This is a genomic window from Methylobacterium mesophilicum, from assembly GCF_022179445.1.
GTDB classification, from domain to species: Bacteria; Pseudomonadota; Alphaproteobacteria; order Rhizobiales; family Beijerinckiaceae; genus Methylobacterium; species Methylobacterium mesophilicum.
The window spans coordinates 1-17319 of the sequence record NZ_BPQU01000058.1 but is presented as its reverse complement, the minus strand read 5'-3'; the positions used below and the strand labels follow the sequence as shown (position 1 = coordinate 17319).

The following is a 17319-nucleotide window of genomic DNA, read 5'->3' as shown; positions in this document are numbered from 1 at the left end:
TGAATCACGCAAAAGGCAACACCGAAATCCATTCCTTTCAAGCGATCGCCCTGGGTGTTCGTCCCGCGCTGATCGCCCAACCCGGCGCGACGTGCTAGGGCCACCGGATGCCCCGCTGGCTTTTCCTCATCCTCGTCACCGCCCTCGCCCTCTCGGTCGTGGGCGGGGTGCTCATCGTGCTGCGCAGCCCGCGGAGCACCCCCCAGCCCGAAGCCGGTGCCGTCACCGCGCCGGCGGTGCCGGCACCGGCTGCGCGGCCGGGGGGCAGCCCGTAACGGCTCAGGCGGCGATCCCGGTCCCCACCGGGCAGCTCACGCCGGTGCCGCCGAGCCCGCAATAGCCCGCCGGGTTCTTGGCGAGGTATTGCTGGTGGTAGCCTTCGGCGAAGTAGAAGTGCTGGAGCGGCACGATCTCGGTGGTGATGTCGGGGAAGTCGCGCGCCCGCAGGGCCTCGGCGTAGGTCGCCCGCACGGCCTTGGCGGTCGCCTCCTGCTCGGGGCCGACGGTGTAGATGCCCGAGCGGTACTGCGTGCCGGCATCGTTCCCCTGGCGCATGCCCTGGGTCGGGTTGTGGCTCTCGAAGAAGGTCCGCAACAGGGCGTCGAGGGGCAGGACCGCGGGATCGAAGGCCACCAGCACGACCTCGTTGTGGCCGGTCTGGCCGGTGCAGACCTCCTCGTAGGTCGGGTTCGGGGTGTAGCCCCCGGCATAGCCGACCGCCGTGACGAACACGCCCTTCGGCAGCTGCCAGAACCGGCGCTCGGCCCCCCAGAAGCAGCCGAGCCCGAGCACGATCGTCTCGATCCCCGGGGGATAGGGGCCCTTGAGCGGGTTGCCGTTGACGAAATGGGTCTCGGTGGTCGGGACGGGATTCGGGCGGCCCGGCAGGGCCTCGGCGGGGCTCGGCATCTCGGGGCGCTTGCGGAACAGGAACATCGTCTCTCGCCTTCCGGGTCTCAGGGTGTGATCCGAATATGGGGTCGACCCGGGCTCCAAAGAAGCGGCCGGGAAAGCGGCCAAGAAGCTGGGCATGACAGGTTTGGCCGTCTGCAAGAGCCGTACAGCGCGCTGGAAACCCGTGCGTCCGTGGCTAATCCCGACCGGAGGACTGGACCGGGCCTGCGATTTCCGGCTTGTAGGCGCGAGGGAGCCGCCCCCACAGGTCGCGGCGTGAGGGGCTGAAGCCGGATGGAGACGGGCTGGACCGCCACGAGCCACGTGCTGGACAATCTCAGGACGGAATCGAACCGGGGCGACCCGTTCGCCGCGGCCGTGCGGGCGACCCGGATGCCGATGATCGTCACCGATCCGCGGCAACACGACAACCCGATCGTGTTCGCGAACGACGCCTTCCTGACGCTCACCGGCTATTCGCGGCTGGAGGTGACCGGGCGCAATTGCCGCTTCCTGCAGGGGCCGGAGACCGACCCGGCCGCGATCGAGCGCCTGCGTGCCGCGATCCGGCGGGAGGACGACATCAAGATCGACCTCCTGAACTACCGCAAGGACGGCTCGGTCTTCCAGAACGCGCTGTATGTCGGGCCGGTGCGGGATGCGGCCGGGACGGTCGTCTACTATTTCGCGTCCCAGGTCGACGTGAGCGAGCACTACGCGCTCACCGCCGAGATCGCGCGGCTGACGGAGGAGCTCGCCGCGGCGCGGGCCCGGCTCGCGGGGCGGTAGGACCGCCGATCAGGGCTTCGTCAGGAACCCGATCGGCTCCCGGCCCGGCTGGCCGAGCCAGAGCAGCACCGCACCGAGCCCCAGCCCGATCAGCGAGGCCGGGGCCAGGGTGAGCGGCAGGCCCAGAAGGTGCCAGAGCCAGGGCGCCGCCCCCTCGATGCTGCCCTGCAGGGTGCCGGCCTTGTCCTTGAACAGGGTCCCGATCACGTCCGAGAGCGGCGTGACCCGCAGGCCGTTGTTGGCGATCGAGCGGGCGCCGTCATAGACCAGCGCGACGAAGCCGCCGGCCATCAGCAGGAAGCCCAGGACGCGGGCCAGGAAGCGGAACATCGCGGGGTCTTCTGAGCCATGCCTGGCGCCGGGAGAGGCGCCCGCCCCGGGAGTATGGGGCCGGGCCGCCGGGTGCAAGCGGCGGCATGCAGAGCGCGGCCTGCGGGCGGTTGCCGGCCTGAGGGGGCCATGCCACAGGGTCCATGCCACAGGGTCGCCCGGCGGGGGCTTGCCGTGAGGATGTGCCGCCGGAGGACCGGTCGAGCTTGGAAGCGCGCGTGAACACACTCGGCCTGGTGATCTTCGATTGCGACGGCGTCCTCGTGGACAGCGAGCCCCTGAGCCTCGCCTGCCTCACCGCCGGCCTGAACCGGATCGGGGTCGCGATCACCTTCGAGACGGTGCGGGCGCGCTTCACCGGCACCTCCATGGTGTCGATCATGGACCACGTCGCGCGCGATTACGGCGTCACCGCCCCTCCGGGCTTCGTGGAGGCGGTCAAGGCCGAGACGCTGGTGCTGTTCGATGCCGAGCTGCGGGCGATGCGGGGCGTCGCCGAGGCGGTCGCGGCCCTGGGCCTGCCGACCTGCGTCGCGTCGAGCAGCGACCCGGTGCGGCTGCGCCATTCCCTGAGCCTGACCGGGCTCCTGCCGCTGTTCGGCGAGCGCGTCTTCTCCTCGGCGCAGGTCGCCCGGGGCAAGCCCTTCCCGGACCTGTTCCTGTTCGCCGCCGCGCGCATGGGGGCGGCGCCGGAATCCTGCCTGGTGATCGAGGACAGCGTGCCCGGGGTCACGGCGGCCCGGAGCGCCGGGATGCGGGTCGCCGGCTTCACCGGCGGCGGCCATTGGGGCCACGACCCCGCGGGGGCCGACCTGATGACGGCCGGCGCCGGCCGGGTCTTCTCGGATTTCTCCGACCTCGCCGCGGTGATCGCCGCCGCCTGAACGATCGCGTCTCCCGGAGGCCCGAACCGGACCGGCTTCCTGCCAGGCCGGCCCCGAAAATCGGAACCCCATTCCGTTGACGGGCCGGCGGCCCGCGCCCATCTTGATCGGCGCCGACCCGGACGTTTCGCGACCTCCGGCGGCCGCGGTGATTTGAGAAGCGTAGCTTGCGCCGCGTCATCAAACGCTAAAGCACTGCGACGGCGCCCGCGCCGCGCGGTCCTTCAGTCTGGAGGACAGTCGATGTCGATCCGAACCGTCTCCCTTCGACGCCCGCTCCGTTCCGTATCCGGCGCCCCGGCCCATCGCTGGCGCTGTCGATGCCGAGTGGGTCTCACGGCGAAACCCGGGATGCGCCCGCGAGCCTGAGCCGGCCGAGCGCCCGCCCCGCGGCAGCGCATCCGTCACATCCGGGGCGTAGAGAGCCGCCCGATCGCGTCGATCGGCGAGTCCCGCGCGCCTTCGACGATCCGTACCATCACCCGCATTCCGGCACGGCCCTGGCGCCGGCCATCGCAGGATTCCGTCCCATGCCCAGCCTCGACGTCGCGTTCACGCCGACAGACCGTCCCGACCCCATCCCCAGCACGCTTGAACCCGAAAGCACCTTTGCGCCCGAAGACGTCGCCCGCGCGGAGCGGGCCGAGCCGCCGCGGGTGATCGAGATCGGCGAGATCACCGCCGGCATCGCCGTGCCCGAGGGGCGCGGCGTGCGGTTCTTCTCGTCGGCGCGGGATTTCGACGGGCTCGACGGCGCCGTGTTCCGCAACGCGGAGCAGGCGGCCCGTGCCGCCCGCGAGCGGGTTGCGGCCCGCACCCGCTCGGCCGCCCGCGGCGGTCAGGCGGCTGCGGAGATCCGGCGCCGCCGGGCCTGAGGGCGCGCGCCGACCGGGCCCTTACCGCGCGCACTCGTCCCGGGTGCGCTTCATCGCTTCCGCGAAGCCGGCGAGCGCGTATTCGTCGCTCGTCGGGTTGCCGCGCAGCGACGTGGTCTTGATCACCAGCTTCGGGTTGCGCGCGCTCATCTCGGAGACCACCCGGGCCTCCTCGGCGGGGTTCTGCAGCCAGGCGTTCCCGTCCTTCACGACGAGGCCGTAGCGGCCGGCGCCGAGGTTGAGGCTCGGGTCCGTCGGCGCCGCGGCGGAGCCCGGCTTGACCTGGGAGGCCGCGGGCTTCGACGGGAAGCCCAGCATCACCGCGACCTCGTTCTGGACGTTCTCGCCCTTGCGCACGCTCACGAACAGGTAGGCGGTGTCGCGCTTCAGGGTCTTGGGCGAGCGGGTCTGCGGCTGCGCGATGGCGTAGCAGAGCTTGGCGCGGCCATCGCCGTTCACGAACACGTTCCAGTCGCCGAAGATCGCCACCGGGGTGGCCTGCTGCATCCCGGGCGGGGTCGCGGCCTTCTTCTCGGCCCGCGGGGTCCGCTCCCGGCGCGAGCGACGCCCGCGCTTGGCGGGGGCGGCATCCGTGAAGCCGTCCGGCTGCGCCTCCTGGGCCTGGGCGACCGTCGCGGACAACAGGCCGACACTCCCGACGACGGCGCCGGCGAGGCCGGTGACGAGACCGGAGGCGAGCAGGGCGAGGGCTCCGACCGGGAGCAGGCGGGGGACGCGGACCATCTTCACTTCCTGACGACGGGCGGCCCCATGCGCGGGGCCGGACCGGGGATCGGGAATAGTGAAGCTCGCGTAAGAAGTCGGCAAGATGGCGGCCCAGGTCTTCATCGCGGCCGGTATCTCTGGGCACCGCGATTCGCGGCCGCCCGAAGCGATGGCGGACCGGCGCGCGTGGCGGACCGGTTCAGACCGCCCGCACCTCGGCGGCCAGCGCCGCGATCACCGCCGCGGGCACCGACACGGTGTCGGCCGGCTCCGCCTGTGCGGCGGCGGGCGTCACGGCGTTCGGCTGAGCCGGCGCCGGGCGCTTGCGGGGCGGATCGTTGTAGGGGGTGTTGTAGCCCTTGCGGACGGCCGACCAGTAGGTCTCCCGGGTCAGGCCCGAACCCGTCAGGGCGGCATCGATCATGGCGGTGGCTCGTGCCGCGAGGTCTGGCACCTCGTCCGGCTTCAGCCAACTCTCGACAGGCATCATGCGATCTCCGATCCACACGGCCGAGCTTCTAACGGACCAGACTTAGCCAGACGGTGAACGCGCGGGCCGGGGGAAGGTTGCGATGCACAAATTTCCGCCGGGCCTGTGGGTTGGTGTGCGTAGCCGAGCCCGATGGAGTCCACGGACGCAAGTCCCGAAGCCGCCGACGGCGCACCGTATGGGCAGAAGCCGAAGCTGGCCCCTATGCTCGATGGACGATCAGGTCGAAGCCCTCGTCCGGGGTCGGCGCCACGAAGTACCGCGTGAACAGCGCGAACTGCGCGTCCGTCACCGTGAAGTCGTGCGTGCCGGCCGCATTCCGCGCGCGCAGGCGCTCCCTGCACACGTCATCGGCCACATCGAGATAGTGGAGCCGGTGGACGACCCCGGCTTCCTCGAACAGGGTGCGCATCCAGTCCCGGCTGGCGCGGGTGTTGGCGGGGAAATCCAGCACCACCGAGAGCCCGGCCCGGAGCAGGTCCACCACGTGCGGGCCCATCACGCTGCGCAGGCGGGTCGAGTGGCGGACATAGTCGGCCGGGGTGGTCTGCTCATCGGGATACAGCCGGGCGAGCCAGCGATCCTCGGCCACCACGATGGTGCCGGGCGCCGCGCCGAGGCCGGCGGTGAGCGTCGATTTCCCGGCGGCGATCTTGCCGCAGACGAGATGCAGCGTCGTTTGTTGGGCAGGCATCACGGTCGACCTTGGGCACGGCGCAGCAGGCGCCAGAGTGTTCACGGGCGGGCAGACCCGGCCTGACGGATCAGGCCGGGCCGTTAATTCGGCTGCGGATCGCAGCGGCCGCGCGGTGAATCGACAAGGTCATGGGCGGAGTCTGACAGGTCCCGGCGGGCGAGACCAGGGGTGCCGGGAATGTCCATCGGGATATGAAGACGATCGCAGAGCCGGTTTCGGCGGCAGCTGCGGGTTGACGCCGGCGATTGTGACCAGCCGGAGACTGCGTCAGCTTCCAGTATCTTGAGCCCAAGCGTTTCGGTTTTGCCATTATGCCGCGATGACGGACAATAAGTCCTCGCTCTGTATTTTATGATACCCATAGAGATCAAAATACATTGTTTCGCAAAAACACATCTGAATTTAATCTGAAAAACCCAGCGTTGCGTTTGCAAAAATCCCAACCGATGCGCACTTAATAGGGGCCGGCATGACGTGAGTCGGTCGGCGCACGACAGTTCCGCACGGCAGGATGGCCATGGTTGGATCTGTGAACAGGGTGGCGGCGCCCGAAGGGGCACAGCGGCCGGGGACGCACAGGCCGGAGAATCCGGGCCTCGTCGGGAATCCCGGTGAGGCAACGCCGGCGACCGGTCCCGGGCCGGAGCCGGAGGCGGGGTCGCCACTGGCCGCCGCGGAGCGGCTGGGCTACGCCAAGCTGTCCCAGATCAGCGGGGTCCTGCTGTCCTTGGCGTCGGCCCGGACCAGCGGACGGGACCTCGCCGCCTCCGCGCTTCAGACGGCCGGCCAGAAGCTCCGGCGGCTCAAGGCGGAAGCCCTGGCGGCCGCGGCCTCCGGGGACACGAAGGCGGTGGCCCGCATCGCCGAAGCGTTGACCAAGGTAGCCCGGGAGATCGCCGATGCCGCCCGGGACTACGCCGCCGCCGGCGGGGACACGGCCCTCACGCAGGCGACGCTCGCCGAGGCTGCGGCGGCGATCGATGTCGGCGCGGCGCCCGGGCGGGACGCCGGAGGCGCCGACAGGCCGCCGGTCCCGGCGAGCGGGTTCGCGGACGCGTTGAACACCGCGATGGATCGGAACGCCGCGGCGGCGGACGACCCGGGCGCGGCATCCCCGCATCCGGCCGCCGCCGACGCGTCCGATCCGCCCCGATCCCTGCCGGAGGACGCGCCTTATCCTGGTGCGTTGCTCCGGCACGAGGCGGACGATCGTATCGACGACGGCACCGTCCAGGCCGACGCGCACGCGATGCTGGACGAGGCCCTGGCGCTGAAGCGGGCGATGCGGCGGGTCATGGCCCGCACATCGGCCGAGCCGGCGCGGATCGATCCCGTGACCCAGACCGATAGCGCCGCCCCGGGCGCCCGCCCGAGCGGCATCTGGCCTCGCGTCTTCTGACGCACTCACCGAAACCGCAGGATCTCTCGCCATGGACACGATCAGCGCGACGACAGCCCGGCCCGCCGAGCAGCACACCGCCAAGGCGCACCGCGCGGAGCAAGCCAGCGCGACCGACAGGATCGACAAGCAGGCGGCCGAGAACAAGGTCCGGGATGCCAAGCTGGAGCGCGACGAGCAGGCCAGGACGGCGATCGACAGCCGACCGTCGCAGGCGCACCTGAAATTTCAGGCCTCGCTGCATGCGGACCGGAGCGCGGCCGAACTCAAGACCTCATCGTCCTGAGGCCCCCTCGGCGATCCGGCCGAGCCGGCGGGACACCGGCCCGGAGCGCTCGCCGCCGAAATGGATACCGGTTCGGCGTAAGCGAGCGTGTTGCATCACGGACTTGAAGCCGTTCCCGGTTGCAACGCGATCGGGAACGCCTCGAGGACACGGCTCGGCGGCGGAGCCCCGATCTCCGCCCCACCTGCGGGTGCGCCGTCAGCCGAGCCGTTCGATCCAGCCCTGCGCCTGCGTCCGGACGTTGTCCGGCGCGGTGCCGCCGTAGCTGGTACGGCTGGCCACCGAGTTCTCGACCCCGAGCACGGCGTAGACCGCGTCGGTGATGCGCGGCTCGGCCTCCTGCATCTCGGGCAGCGACAGCTCTTCCAGCCCGACGCCCTTGGCCGAGGCGGCGCCGACCAGCCGGCCGGTGACGTGGTGGGCCTGGCGGAACGGCAGGCCGAGCTCGCGCACCAGCCAGTCGGCGAGGTCGGTGGCGGTGGCGTAGCCGGAGCCGGCAGCCTGGCTAAGCACCCCGGCGTTGGGCTCCAGGTCCTTCACCATGCCGGTCATGGCGGCCAGGCACAGGGAGAGCGCCTGGAGGGCGTCGAACGTGCCCTCCTTGTCCTCCTGCATGTCCTTCGAATAGGCGAGCGGCAGCCCCTTCATCACCACCAGCAGGCCGGTGAGCGCGCCGATGATCCGGCCGGATTTGGCCCGCACCAGCTCGGCCGCGTCGGGGTTGCGCTTCTGCGGCATGATCGACGAGCCGGTGGTGTAGCCGTCCGACAGCTTGACGAAGTTGAACTGCGCCGAGGTCCAGACCACCAACTCCTCGGCGAAGCGCGAGAGATGCACGGCGCAGATCGAGGCGGCGGCCAGCGATTCCAGGGCGAAGTCGCGGTCGGCAACCGAATCCAGGGAGTTGGCGGTCGGCCGGTCGAATCCCAGCGCGGACGCGGTGGCGTGCCGGTCGATCGGGAAGGACGTGCCGGCGAGCGCCGCGGCGCCGAGCGGGCACTCGTTGAGCCGGGCGCGGGCGTCGCGGAACCGGCCGCGGTCCCGGGCCAGCATCTCGACATAGGCGAGGCAATGGTGGCCGAAGGTCACCGGCTGGGCCGACTGGAGATGGGTGAAGCCCGGCATCACCGTGCCGGCATGTTTCAGCGCCGTCTCGGCGAGCGCGCGCTGCAGGTCGGCGGCCTGCTGGTCGAGGGAATCGAGGGTGTCGCGCACCCACAACTTCATGTCGGTGGCGACCTGGTCGTTGCGCGAGCGCGCGGTGTGCAGGCGCCCGGCGGCCGGGCCGACGATCTCGGTGAGCCGGCTCTCCACCGACATGTGGATGTCCTCGAGCTCGCGCTTGAACACGAACCGGCCCGCCTCGATCTCGTCGCGGACGGACTTGAGCCCGGCCTCGATCGCGGCCACATCGTCTGCCGGGAGGATGCCGGCCGCGCCGAGCATCGCCACATGCGCCAGCGAGCCGCGGATATCCTGGGGCGCGAGGCGCTTGTCGAATCCGATGGAGGCGTTGATCTCCTCCATGATTTCCGCCGGGCCGCTGGCAAAGCGGCCGCCCCACATCCGGTTGCTCATGTCGATCCTTCCGCGCCCTGAACGTCCCGAGGGCCGAGCCTGATGCCCGGCCGCACATCCATCCTGGCCGGCGCGGGCCTCGCTGCGCTCGCCGTCCTTGGGACCGCCCTATACGGGAGCGGTCTCCTGCCCGGCAACATGGCCGGGGCGCCCCAGCCCTGCGCGGGGGCGGCGCAAGCGGTCGCCCGGGTCGACGCGTCCGCCAAGGGCGAGGTCGCCGGCATGCAGGCCGTGACGCAGGCGCGGCCCGCGCCGGAGATCCGGTTCAAGGGGCCGGACGGCGCCGAGACCGCGCTGTCCGACCTCAAGGGCCGGCTGCTGCTGGTCAACCTCTGGGCGACCTGGTGCGCCCCCTGCAAGGCCGAGATGCCGGCGCTCGACCGCCTCCAGGCGGAACTCGGCGGCCCCGATTTCACGGTCGTGGCGATCAACGTCGACACCCGCAACCTCGACAAGCCGCCGGAATGGTTGAAGCAGGCCGGCATCCACGCCCTCGCCTTCTACGCCGACCCGGGCGGGCGCGTGCTGCCCGCGATCCAGCGCGACACGCAATCCCCGGGCCTGCCGACCACGATGCTGATCGACCCGCAGGGCTGCACCATCGGGGTGATGAAGGGCCCCGCCGCCTGGTCGAGCCCGGACGGGCTGGGGTTGATCCGCGCGGTTCTGGGGCGGACTTCCTGAAGCATCGTTCCGAAAGGTGGCCGCCAGCTTTCGGAACGATGCGCGCGAGGGTTCAGGTGCGCTCGTAAGTGAGGAACCGCCCCTCCGGCGCCAGTTGCTGGATGAGATCGAAATCCTCGCGATTGGCCGTCAGAACGGGACGGCCAGCCCGTGCGGCGGTCAGGAAGATGAGCGCATCGGCGAGGCAGGCCGTGCGCTGATGCCTCTGGTAGCCCTGGAGGCGCGCGAGGGTGCCGGCGACAAGTCCGGCATCCGCGAAGGTCTGTGCGTCGGGCGCCAGCAGGCGCGTCTCCGGTATGCGACTGAAGAGTTCGGCATAGTGATCGCGCAGTGCCACCCAGTTCGGTCCGTGCGGATCGGCGGCGGCCACCCCGACCGACAGTTCGGCGAGAGCGACGGCACAGTGAAACAGCAGCGCCCGCTCGATGAGCCGGTGCAGCGCCTCGGGCAGCCTGCCGGCAGCGCTATGGATATAGACGCTCGTGTCCAGGACGAGGGCCACAGGCGTCGCCGCGTCGAAGGTCGTCCAATCCGGGCGTTCGCTCTGCGGACGCGGAACGAGGCGAACGCTTCGCTTGTCCGGCTTGCGCCGCCGAAGCGCGCCACGCAGGTCCACGCTCAATGCGAGCCGGTGTCGAGATCGTGGTCTGCCCCGAGCCGTCCCGCCGTGCGGCCGAGAAAATCCGCGACGGGATCGGATTGAGCCAGGAGCGCCAGGGCGACCATGCCGAGTTCGGTTGTCGACGTGATCCCGGCCTCCCGCTTGGCGGCATCCACCAGGGCGGTCGGCACGCGGAAGCTCACGTGCTCGGACGTCTCTCCATCGAGCAGCCCGGCTTGCCGCGCTTCCTCCAGCACGGTGGCATGGATGCGGGCGGCCGAACGCGGGGCCCGCTTCCGCTGTACGGATGTGGTTTTCGGTACAGCCATTCCCTGCACCTCTCCCTCTCGAACGGCGGCAGGATAGCGCAAGGACCGATACACGGACAGATGGCGGCCCGCGCCTTCCCGCCTCTTGCCGCCGCCCCTTGCCGTCACCCCTTGCCCCCACCCCCAAATCACGCCAAGCGTGCCCGCGATGAAGCCGCCTTTGAATCCCGGCCGCGCCCCACCGGCCCGCGGCCGGCGCCCGCTCTCGGCCATCCGCACCATGCTGGCGAGCGAGGCCGCGGGCGGGCTGATCCTGATGGCCGCGGCGGCGCTGGCCCTCGTGGTCGCCAACGGCCCGTTCGCCGACGCCTACGCGCACGGGCTCCACGCCGCCCTCGGGCCGATGAGCGTGCAGCACTGGATCAACGACGGCCTGATGGCCGGGTTCTTCCTGCTGGTCGGGCTGGAGATCAAGCGCGAGGCGCTGGACGGGCGGCTGCGCACCTGGCCGGACCGGGTGCTGCCCGGCATCGCGGCGTTCGGCGGCATGGCGATGCCGGCCCTGGTCTACGCGGCGGCCAATCTCGGCGCCGATACCTTACGCGGCTGGGCGATCCCGGCGGCCACCGACATCGCCTTCGCGCTCGGCGTCCTGGCGCTGCTCGGCAAGCGGGTGCCGGTCTCGCTCAAGATCTTCCTGAGCGCCGTGGCCATCGTCGACGACCTCGGCGCCGTGGTGGTGATCGCGCTGTTCTACGGCTCCGGCCTCGATGCCGGGATGCTGGGACTCGCCGCCCTCGTGCTCGCCGGCCTCTACGGCCTCAACCGGGCGGGCGTGACCTGGCTGTCGGCCTATCTCCTGCTCGGTCTGGTGCTGTGGGTGCTGGTGCTGCGCTCCGGGATCCACGCCACGGTGGCGGGGGTGCTGCTGGCCTTCACCATCCCGATCCGGGTCAGCCCAGGCCGGCCGGAAGACGTGGATTCGCCGCTGCATCGGCTGGAGCACGGGCTGGCGCCCTGGATCACCTATGGGGTGGTCCCGGTCTTCGGCTTCGCCAATGCCGGCGTCGCCCTGACCGGCCTGACGCCCGACGCCCTGCTCCAGCCGGTGACGCTCGGCATCGCCGCGGGGCTGTTCCTGGGCAAGCAGGCCGGCGTGTTCGCCAGCCTGAGGCTCGCCGTCGCGCTCGGATGGGCGCAGCGCCCGGCCGGGGCCGGCTGGGGCCAGGTCTACGGCGTCGCGGTCCTGTGCGGGATCGGCTTCACCATGAGCCTGTTCATCGGCGGCTTGGCCTTCGCGGATCCGCAGCACGAGACCGCGGTGAAGCTCGGCGTGCTCGCGGGCTCGGCCCTGTCGGGGCTCGTCGGGGCGGCAATCCTCCTGTTGGCGCGGCGCCCCGAGGCCATCCGGTAGCGGGCGCCCCGGGCTCCGTCGCGCGCGAAAATGCGCTACCCCCCGATCCATGCGGTTCTATCTCGGCCTCGCCACCACCTTCCACGATCCGGCGCTCGCCCTCCTCGGGCCCGACGGCGCCGTGCTGTTCGCCGAGGCCACGGAGCGGTTCCTCCAGGTCAAGCGCGCCCCGAACTGCGAGCCCGACATCCCGGCCCGGGTGATCGGCCTGGTGCAGGCCTACGTGCCGGCCGGATCGGAGATCGTGGTCGCCTCGTCCTGGGGGCAGCAATTCGCCGACTTCCTGCGCGGACAGGCGGGGGCCGGCGCCTTCGACCTGATGGCGCTGTCCGCCCACACCACGGCGCTCAACCGCTCCTTCGTACCCGAGCAGGCCGAGCGGGTGTTCATCGCCGACCTCCACGCCGCGCAGGCGCGGGCCGGCCACGGCACCCTGCTGGCCCTCAACCAGGAGGCGCGGATCACCGGGACGCCGCGCGCGACGATCGCCGGGCAGCGGCGCTACCCGCACCATCTCTGCCACGCCGCCTACGGGCTGTGGGGCAGCCCGTTCGAGGAGGCCACCGCCCTGGTGGTCGACGGTATGGGCGAGACCGGCGCGGCCGCGATCTACCGGCTGCAGGACGGCCGGATCACGGAGCTGCGCCGCCACCGCGGGCGCGGGTCGCTCGGCTTCCTGTACGGGCTCGTCACCGATCTCGCCGGCTTCGACCAGGTGAAGGGCGAGGAATGGAAGGTCATGGGGCTCGCCCCCTACGGACGCCCCGACCCGGAGCTGGCCGCCCTGCTGGCCCGCCTCTGCACGGTCGAGGCCGGGCGCCTGCGCTTCGCCGAGGCCGACACGATCCAGGCGGTCGCCGCCGAGATCCGGGCCCGCCAGCCCGCGGACGCCCGGGAGCAGGGCTGGGCCGACCTCGCCCGCTGCGGCCAGGATTTGTTTGGGACTTTGATGGATGTGCTGGTGGCCGAGGCGGCCGCCCTCGGCCCCTCCGAGAACCTCGTGATCGCCGGGGGCTGCGGGCTCAACTCCTCGTATAACGGTCGGGTGCTCGGCCGCTCCGGCTTCGCCCGGCTGCATGTCCCCTCGGCGCCGGCCGACGACGGCAACGCCGTGGGCGCCGCCTGGCTCGCCTACGCGGAGGACCATCCGGACTGGGCCGGCCCGCCCGCCGCCTCGCGCCCGCTGACGCCCTATCTCGGCTCCCGGGTCTCGACCACCGCGATGGAGCGCTTGGCCGAGCAGGAGCCGCGGGCCACATGCGTCGGACACGCAGAGGCGACCCGGGCCGCGGCAAAAATCCTGGCCGCGGGCGGTCTCGTCGGCTGGGTGCAGGGAAGGGCGGAGTTCGGCCCCCGGGCGCTCGGCAACCGCTCGATCCTGGCCGACCCGCGGCCGGAGGGCGCCAAGGACGCGCTGAACGCCAAGGTGAAGTACCGCGAGGCGTTCCGGCCGTTCGCGCCCTCGATCCTGGCCGAGGCCGGGCCGGACTGGTTCGAGGATTACGCCGACAGCCCCTACATGGAGCGCACGCTGGTCTGGCGCGCGTCGGTCCGCGCCCGGGTGCCGGCGGTGGTCCACCAGGACGGCACCGGCCGGCTCCAGAGCGTCACGCCCGAGCGCAACCCGGCCTACGCGGCGCTGATCCGCGCCTTCGCGGACATCACCGGGGTGCCGATCCTGCTCAACACCAGCTTCAACGTGATGGGCAAGCCGATCCTCCACAGCGCGGAGGATGCGATCCTGATGTTCTACACCACCGGCCTCGACGCCCTCGTGGTCGAGGATTGGCTGGTGGTGAAATGACGAACGCCGCGCCCCCGGGGGGACGCGGCGCCGGCGAGACGATCGTAAAGAAATTACTCGCAGACTTCGACGCGGCGGTAGGTGAACTCGCCGTCGCCGAGCCATTCCTTGCGGCGCTCGTAGTGGCAGATCGGGCCGCGGCGCTCGCGCACCACGACGGTCTCGGGCTCCTCGACCAGGACCCGGCGCGGGCGGTATTCCGGCGGGGGCGGCGGGGGCTGGTTGGCGCCGTTGACCAGGGCGCCGCCGACCACACCGCCGACCACGCCGGCCGCGAGGCCGCCGAGAATCGCGCCGGTCTGGTCGCGGGCGGTGGCCGGGGCGACGGCCCCGAGCACCAGGGCGGCGGCGAGGGCTGCGGCCCCGGCGCGGATCGTCGTGAAGGAACCGTTCGTGGCCACGCGCTAACTCTCCCGTTCGTGTTGCGGATGATCCAACACCGGGACGATTAAAAATCTCCGAAGCTGCGCAATTCGATCGCGTGCCCGTTGTGGCGCCGGCGGGCCGGGCGATGGCAGCGGAGCGCCTCCGCCCGCTGCCGCCGAAACGTCACTGCACCGTCACTTCGCCTTGGCGGCGATGCCCTTCAGCCCGGCCTCGTACACGCCCGCGATGGCCTCCTGCGCCTTGGGATCGGGGGCGCCCTTGGCCTTGAAGGTGCCCGTCCAGGTCACCTTGGAGCCGCTGCCGGCCTTCGCGACCCGGAGCGTCGAATGATAGTCCGTGACGGGCAGCGGGCCTTCCAGGATCGTGTAGGTGTAGGCCATCTTCGCGTCGTCGCGGGATTCCTGCTCCTCGACGATGGTCCCGCCGCCCTTCAGGCTGAGGGTGCGGACATCCTTGTCGCCCTTCTTGGACGGGACGCACTTCTCGATCACGGGATGCCAGTCGCCGATTCCGCAGAACCCGCCGATGGTCTTCCAGACCGCCTCGGGCGACGCGGCGACGTCGACCGACTTGGTCACGTCCAGGGCCCAGGCCGGGCCCATGACGCCGACGCAGCATGCGGCTGCCAACACGATACGCTTCATCAGACGTTCCCTCGCGCTCGACGCTCACAAGGCTGGCGTCCGAGTCAGGGGCGAACCGAGTGCGCGGCCGGCACGTTGCAAGCTCGACTTTAGTCCAAGACGCGACAGACCAAGACGCGGCATCGCGCCCCGGGCCGGTCCTCAGAGCAGCCCGTCGAGCGACCCGATCACGCCCGTGGGCGCGAGATCCGCGTACTCGTCGGGCAGGCCCCGGCGGTTGACCCAGGCGGTCCGGAACCCGAACGCGTTGGCGCCCGCCACATCCCAGCGGTTGGACGAGCAGAACAGCACGTCCGCCTCCCCGACCGCGAGCCGGACCAGCGCGATCCGGTAGGCGTCCGGGTGGGTCTTGAACACCTGCGCGTCGTCCACCGAGAGCACCGCGTCGAGATGGTCGGCGAGCCCCGCCGAGGCCACGGCGCGGTCGACCATCGCGGCGTTGCCGTTGGTCAGGACCGCCGTGCGGAGGCCGCGCTTGCGCAAGGCCGCCAGCACGCCCGGCACCTCGGGGTAGGCGTCGAGGTCCCGGTAGGCGTCGAGGAGCTTCTCGCGCAATCCGGGATCCACCCCCGGATGGACCGCCAGCGCGTAGTCGAGGGCGCGCACCGTGAGGTCCCAGAAGGCGGCGTAGCGGCCCATCAGAGACAGCGTCCAGCTGTATTCGAGCTGCTTGTTGCGCCAGACCTCGGAGAGGTGCTCGGCATCCGGTCCGACCGCGTCGGCGTAGCGCTGGACCGCGGCGCTCACGTCGAACAGCGTGCCGTAGGCGTCGAACAGGACGGCCTTCACGCCCGCGAGCAGGTCCTTGGTCATGGCGTTCCTCAATGGCGCTCAGGGACGATGTGGGACTCGCGGGCGCGGCGGCGAGCCCGGCTCGATGGAACGGACGCGCTCAGGCCCGGCGCAGGCGCAGGCCGAACAGGTGCAACAGCCCCGCCAGCAGGCCGCCGTAGACGACGGCCCCGGCCAGCCCGAGCAGCGCCAGGACGGCGATCTCGCGCCCATGCGCCAGGGCCGGCACCAGCGCCTCGGCCAGCCCCTGGCCGTAGACGGCCACCCCGGCCAGCGCCAGGCAGGCGAGCCCCACGCCCAGCACCGTGAGGCCGAGGGTGCGGCCGGGCGCCGTCCAGCCGCGGCGCCTGGCCAGGACGACCAGGAGCAGCAGGTTCACCCACTGGCTGACCGCGGTGGCGAGCGCCAGGCCGGTGACGCCGTAGGGCCCGGTGAGCCAGAGCTTGAGCGCGACGTTGACCCCGATCGCGGTCAGCGACGCCCAGAGCGGGGTCTTGGTGTCCTGGCGGGCGTAGAAGCTCGCCACCGCGCTGCGCACCAGCACCACGGCGGGCAGGGCGAGCCCGTAGGCCGCCAGCACCGAGGCGGCCCGGGCGGCATCCTCGGCCCCGAAGGCGCCGCGCTGGAACAGGGCCGCCATGATCAGGCCCGGGATGGTCAGGAACGCCACCATGAACGGCGCCGACAGGGCCAGGGAGAACCCCGCCGCCCGGTTCTGCGCCGCGTGCGCGCCGGCGACGTCGCCGGAAGCGATCCGCCGGCTCATCTCCGGCAGCAGCACGGTGCCGGCCGCGATCGCGATCACCCCGAACGGCAGCTGGTAGAGCCGGTCGGCGTAGTACAGGGCCGAGACCGCGCCGGTGGGCAGCCAGCTGGCGATGATCGTGTCGGCGAAGGTGGCGATCTGGAACCCGGCCGCCCCGATCACCGCGGGCCCGAGCACCACGAAGAACCGCTTCAGCGCCGGATCGGAGCGCGGCACGGCCAGGTCCGGCATCACCCGGGCGCGGCGGCAGCCCCACCACAGCAGGCCGAACTGCAGCACCCCGGAGACCGCGACGCCCCAGGCGGCCGCGTAGGCGGCGTTGGGGAACAGGAAGCTCAGCGACAGGGCCGCCAGCATCGCGAGGTTGAGCAGCACCGGGGCGCCTGCCGCCACGGCGAAGTGCCGGTGGGCGTTGAGGATGCCCGACAGCAGCGTCACCAGGGTCATGAACAGCAGGTACGGGAAGGTGATCCGGGTCAGCGCCACCGCGAGCTGGAAGCGCTCGCCGTCCTCGGCGAATCCCGGCGCCAGGGCGTGCACCACCCAGGGCATCGCCGGCAGGGCGAGGTTGAGCAGCACGAGCTGCACGATCAGCATCAGGGTGAAGACGCGGTCGGCGAAGTGATGGGCCGCCCCGGAGGCGCCGGCCTCGGCGAGCCCGGCATAGGCCGGCACGAAGGCGGTGTTGAACGCGCCCTCGCCGAAGATCGCGCGGAAATGGTTCGGCAGCCGGAACGCGACCACGAAGGCGTCGGCCATCGGCCCCGCGCCCATCACGGCGGCCATCACCACGTCCCGGGCGAAGCCGGTGACGCGCGAGACCAGGGTCCAGCCGCCCACCGAGAGGATGGAGCGGATCATGGACGGCAAACCACCCTCCCCCCTCTGTGGGGGAGGGTGGCCACGTATTGCCTCGCGAAGACCGCAACGAGCCCCCTCTCCCGTGCGGGAGAGAGTTGGGGTGAGGGATCAGGTCTGTCCGGAGAGGTCGCACCCCTCACCCTGTCCCT

The 17319-nt window shown here is 71.6% G+C and carries 21 protein-coding genes; 9 read left to right on the top strand and 12 right to left on the bottom strand.

Translation table 11 applies throughout. From position 1 onward, the window contains the following. Positions 1–107 precede the first annotated feature (107 nt). Positions 108–275, top strand: coding sequence for a hypothetical protein (locus MFF40_RS27515; RefSeq protein WP_187277823.1), 168 nt, complete (start codon positions 108–110; stop codon positions 273–275). A gap of 4 nt (positions 276–279) precedes the next feature. Here the strand turns inward: MFF40_RS27515 and msrA are convergent, their stop codons facing one another. Continuing rightward, positions 280–936 (bottom strand): peptide-methionine (S)-S-oxide reductase MsrA, encoded by a 657-nt coding sequence (gene msrA, locus MFF40_RS27510; RefSeq protein WP_238263023.1) that lies wholly within the window; start codon positions 934–936, stop codon positions 280–282. A gap of 252 nt (positions 937–1188) precedes the next feature. Between msrA and MFF40_RS27505 the strand changes: the two genes are divergently transcribed. Continuing rightward, entirely contained in the window at positions 1189–1683 is a 495-nt protein-coding gene (locus tag MFF40_RS27505; protein ID WP_378996809.1) for a PAS domain-containing protein, read from the top strand. Positions 1684–1692: 9 nt separating this feature from the next. Here MFF40_RS27505 and MFF40_RS27500 read toward each other — a convergent pair whose 3' ends face one another. After that, positions 1693–2013, bottom strand: a complete 321-nt coding sequence (locus MFF40_RS27500) for a PetM family of cytochrome b6f complex subunit 7 (protein ID WP_147856128.1) — start codon at positions 2011–2013, stop codon at positions 1693–1695. A gap of 143 nt (positions 2014–2156) precedes the next feature. On the opposite strand from MFF40_RS27500, the gene MFF40_RS27495 reads away from it, so the two are divergent. Together MFF40_RS27495 and MFF40_RS28935 are read left to right on the top strand one after the other, a co-directional pair. Then, positions 2157–2897 carry an HAD family hydrolase gene (locus tag MFF40_RS27495; protein ID WP_378996812.1) on the top strand — a complete coding sequence of 247 codons (741 nt, stop codon included), beginning with the start codon at positions 2157–2159 and terminating at the stop codon, positions 2895–2897. Between the two features lie 530 nt (positions 2898–3427). Beyond that, the gene (locus tag MFF40_RS28935) at positions 3428–3772 is read left to right on the top strand and encodes a hypothetical protein (protein WP_308447719.1); all 345 of its coding nucleotides are present in this window, start codon (positions 3428–3430) and stop codon (positions 3770–3772) included. 21 nt (positions 3773–3793) lie between these two features. Here MFF40_RS28935 and MFF40_RS27485 read toward each other — a convergent pair whose 3' ends face one another. The 3 genes from MFF40_RS27485 to MFF40_RS27475 all read right to left on the bottom strand — a co-directional run bounded on the left by MFF40_RS27485 (position 3794) and on the right by MFF40_RS27475 (position 5682). Then, positions 3794–4516, bottom strand: coding sequence for an invasion associated locus b family protein (locus tag MFF40_RS27485; protein ID WP_147857858.1), 723 nt, complete (start codon positions 4514–4516; stop codon positions 3794–3796). Between the two features lie 181 nt (positions 4517–4697). Beyond that, a complete protein-coding gene (locus MFF40_RS27480; RefSeq protein WP_238263020.1) occupies positions 4698–4985 on the bottom strand; it encodes a hypothetical protein in 288 nt (95 codons plus the stop codon). Positions 4986–5190: 205 nt separating this feature from the next. Continuing rightward, entirely contained in the window at positions 5191–5682 is a 492-nt protein-coding gene (locus MFF40_RS27475; protein ID WP_147857536.1) for a P-loop nucleotide/nucleoside kinase family protein, read from the bottom strand. Positions 5683–6202: 520 nt separating this feature from the next. Here MFF40_RS27475 and MFF40_RS27470 point away from each other — a divergent pair. After that, positions 6203–7084, top strand: a complete 882-nt coding sequence (locus MFF40_RS27470) for a hypothetical protein (RefSeq protein ID WP_238263018.1) — start codon at positions 6203–6205, stop codon at positions 7082–7084. Between the two features lie 31 nt (positions 7085–7115). Beyond that, on the top strand, positions 7116–7370 hold the full coding sequence (locus MFF40_RS27465) for a hypothetical protein (RefSeq protein ID WP_147857317.1): 255 nt from the start codon (positions 7116–7118) through the stop codon (positions 7368–7370). Positions 7371–7568: 198 nt separating this feature from the next. Here MFF40_RS27465 and argH read toward each other — a convergent pair whose 3' ends face one another. Further along, positions 7569–8948: an argininosuccinate lyase gene (gene argH / locus MFF40_RS27460; protein WP_147857318.1), complete on the bottom strand. Its 1380-nt coding sequence runs from the start codon at positions 8946–8948 to the stop codon at positions 7569–7571. 42 nt (positions 8949–8990) lie between these two features. Here argH and tlpA point away from each other — a divergent pair, with 42 nt between their 5' ends. After that, positions 8991–9632 (top strand): thiol:disulfide interchange protein TlpA, encoded by a 642-nt coding sequence (gene tlpA / locus MFF40_RS27455; protein WP_238263016.1) that lies wholly within the window; start codon positions 8991–8993, stop codon positions 9630–9632. A 52-nt stretch (positions 9633–9684) separates the two neighbouring features. On the opposite strand, the gene MFF40_RS27450 is transcribed toward tlpA, so the two are convergent. Both MFF40_RS27450 and MFF40_RS27445 read right to left on the bottom strand, forming a co-directional pair. Continuing rightward, complete coding sequence (locus MFF40_RS27450) at positions 9685–10248, bottom strand: type II toxin-antitoxin system VapC family toxin (protein WP_238263025.1); 564 nt, start codon at positions 10246–10248, stop codon at positions 9685–9687. Positions 10249–10250: 2 nt separating this feature from the next. Next, positions 10251–10562, bottom strand: a complete 312-nt coding sequence (locus MFF40_RS27445; protein WP_147857666.1) for a hypothetical protein — start codon at positions 10560–10562, stop codon at positions 10251–10253. Positions 10563–10710: 148 nt separating this feature from the next. Between MFF40_RS27445 and nhaA the strand changes: the two genes are divergently transcribed. After that, on the top strand, positions 10711–11916 hold the full coding sequence (gene nhaA, locus MFF40_RS27440) for a Na+/H+ antiporter NhaA (protein ID WP_147856918.1): 1206 nt from the start codon (positions 10711–10713) through the stop codon (positions 11914–11916). Positions 11917–11965: 49 nt separating this feature from the next. Next, the gene (locus tag MFF40_RS27435; RefSeq protein WP_238263014.1) at positions 11966–13720 is read left to right on the top strand and encodes a carbamoyltransferase family protein; all 1755 of its coding nucleotides are present in this window, start codon (positions 11966–11968) and stop codon (positions 13718–13720) included. A 53-nt stretch (positions 13721–13773) separates the two neighbouring features. Here the strand turns inward: MFF40_RS27435 and MFF40_RS27430 are convergent, their stop codons facing one another. The 4 genes from MFF40_RS27430 to murJ form a co-directional block, all read right to left on the bottom strand. Continuing rightward, on the bottom strand, positions 13774–14121 hold the full coding sequence (locus MFF40_RS27430) for a hypothetical protein (protein WP_147899312.1): 348 nt from the start codon (positions 14119–14121) through the stop codon (positions 13774–13776). Positions 14122–14280: 159 nt separating this feature from the next. Beyond that, on the bottom strand, positions 14281–14751 hold the full coding sequence (locus MFF40_RS27425; RefSeq protein ID WP_147857579.1) for an SRPBCC family protein: 471 nt from the start codon (positions 14749–14751) through the stop codon (positions 14281–14283). A 141-nt stretch (positions 14752–14892) separates the two neighbouring features. Further along, positions 14893–15564: a haloacid dehalogenase type II gene (locus tag MFF40_RS27420; RefSeq protein ID WP_147857578.1), complete on the bottom strand. Its 672-nt coding sequence runs from the start codon at positions 15562–15564 to the stop codon at positions 14893–14895. A gap of 79 nt (positions 15565–15643) precedes the next feature. After that, a complete protein-coding gene (gene murJ, locus MFF40_RS27415) occupies positions 15644–17170 on the bottom strand; it encodes a murein biosynthesis integral membrane protein MurJ (protein ID WP_147899313.1) in 1527 nt (508 codons plus the stop codon). Between the last annotated feature and the right edge of the window lie 149 nt (positions 17171–17319).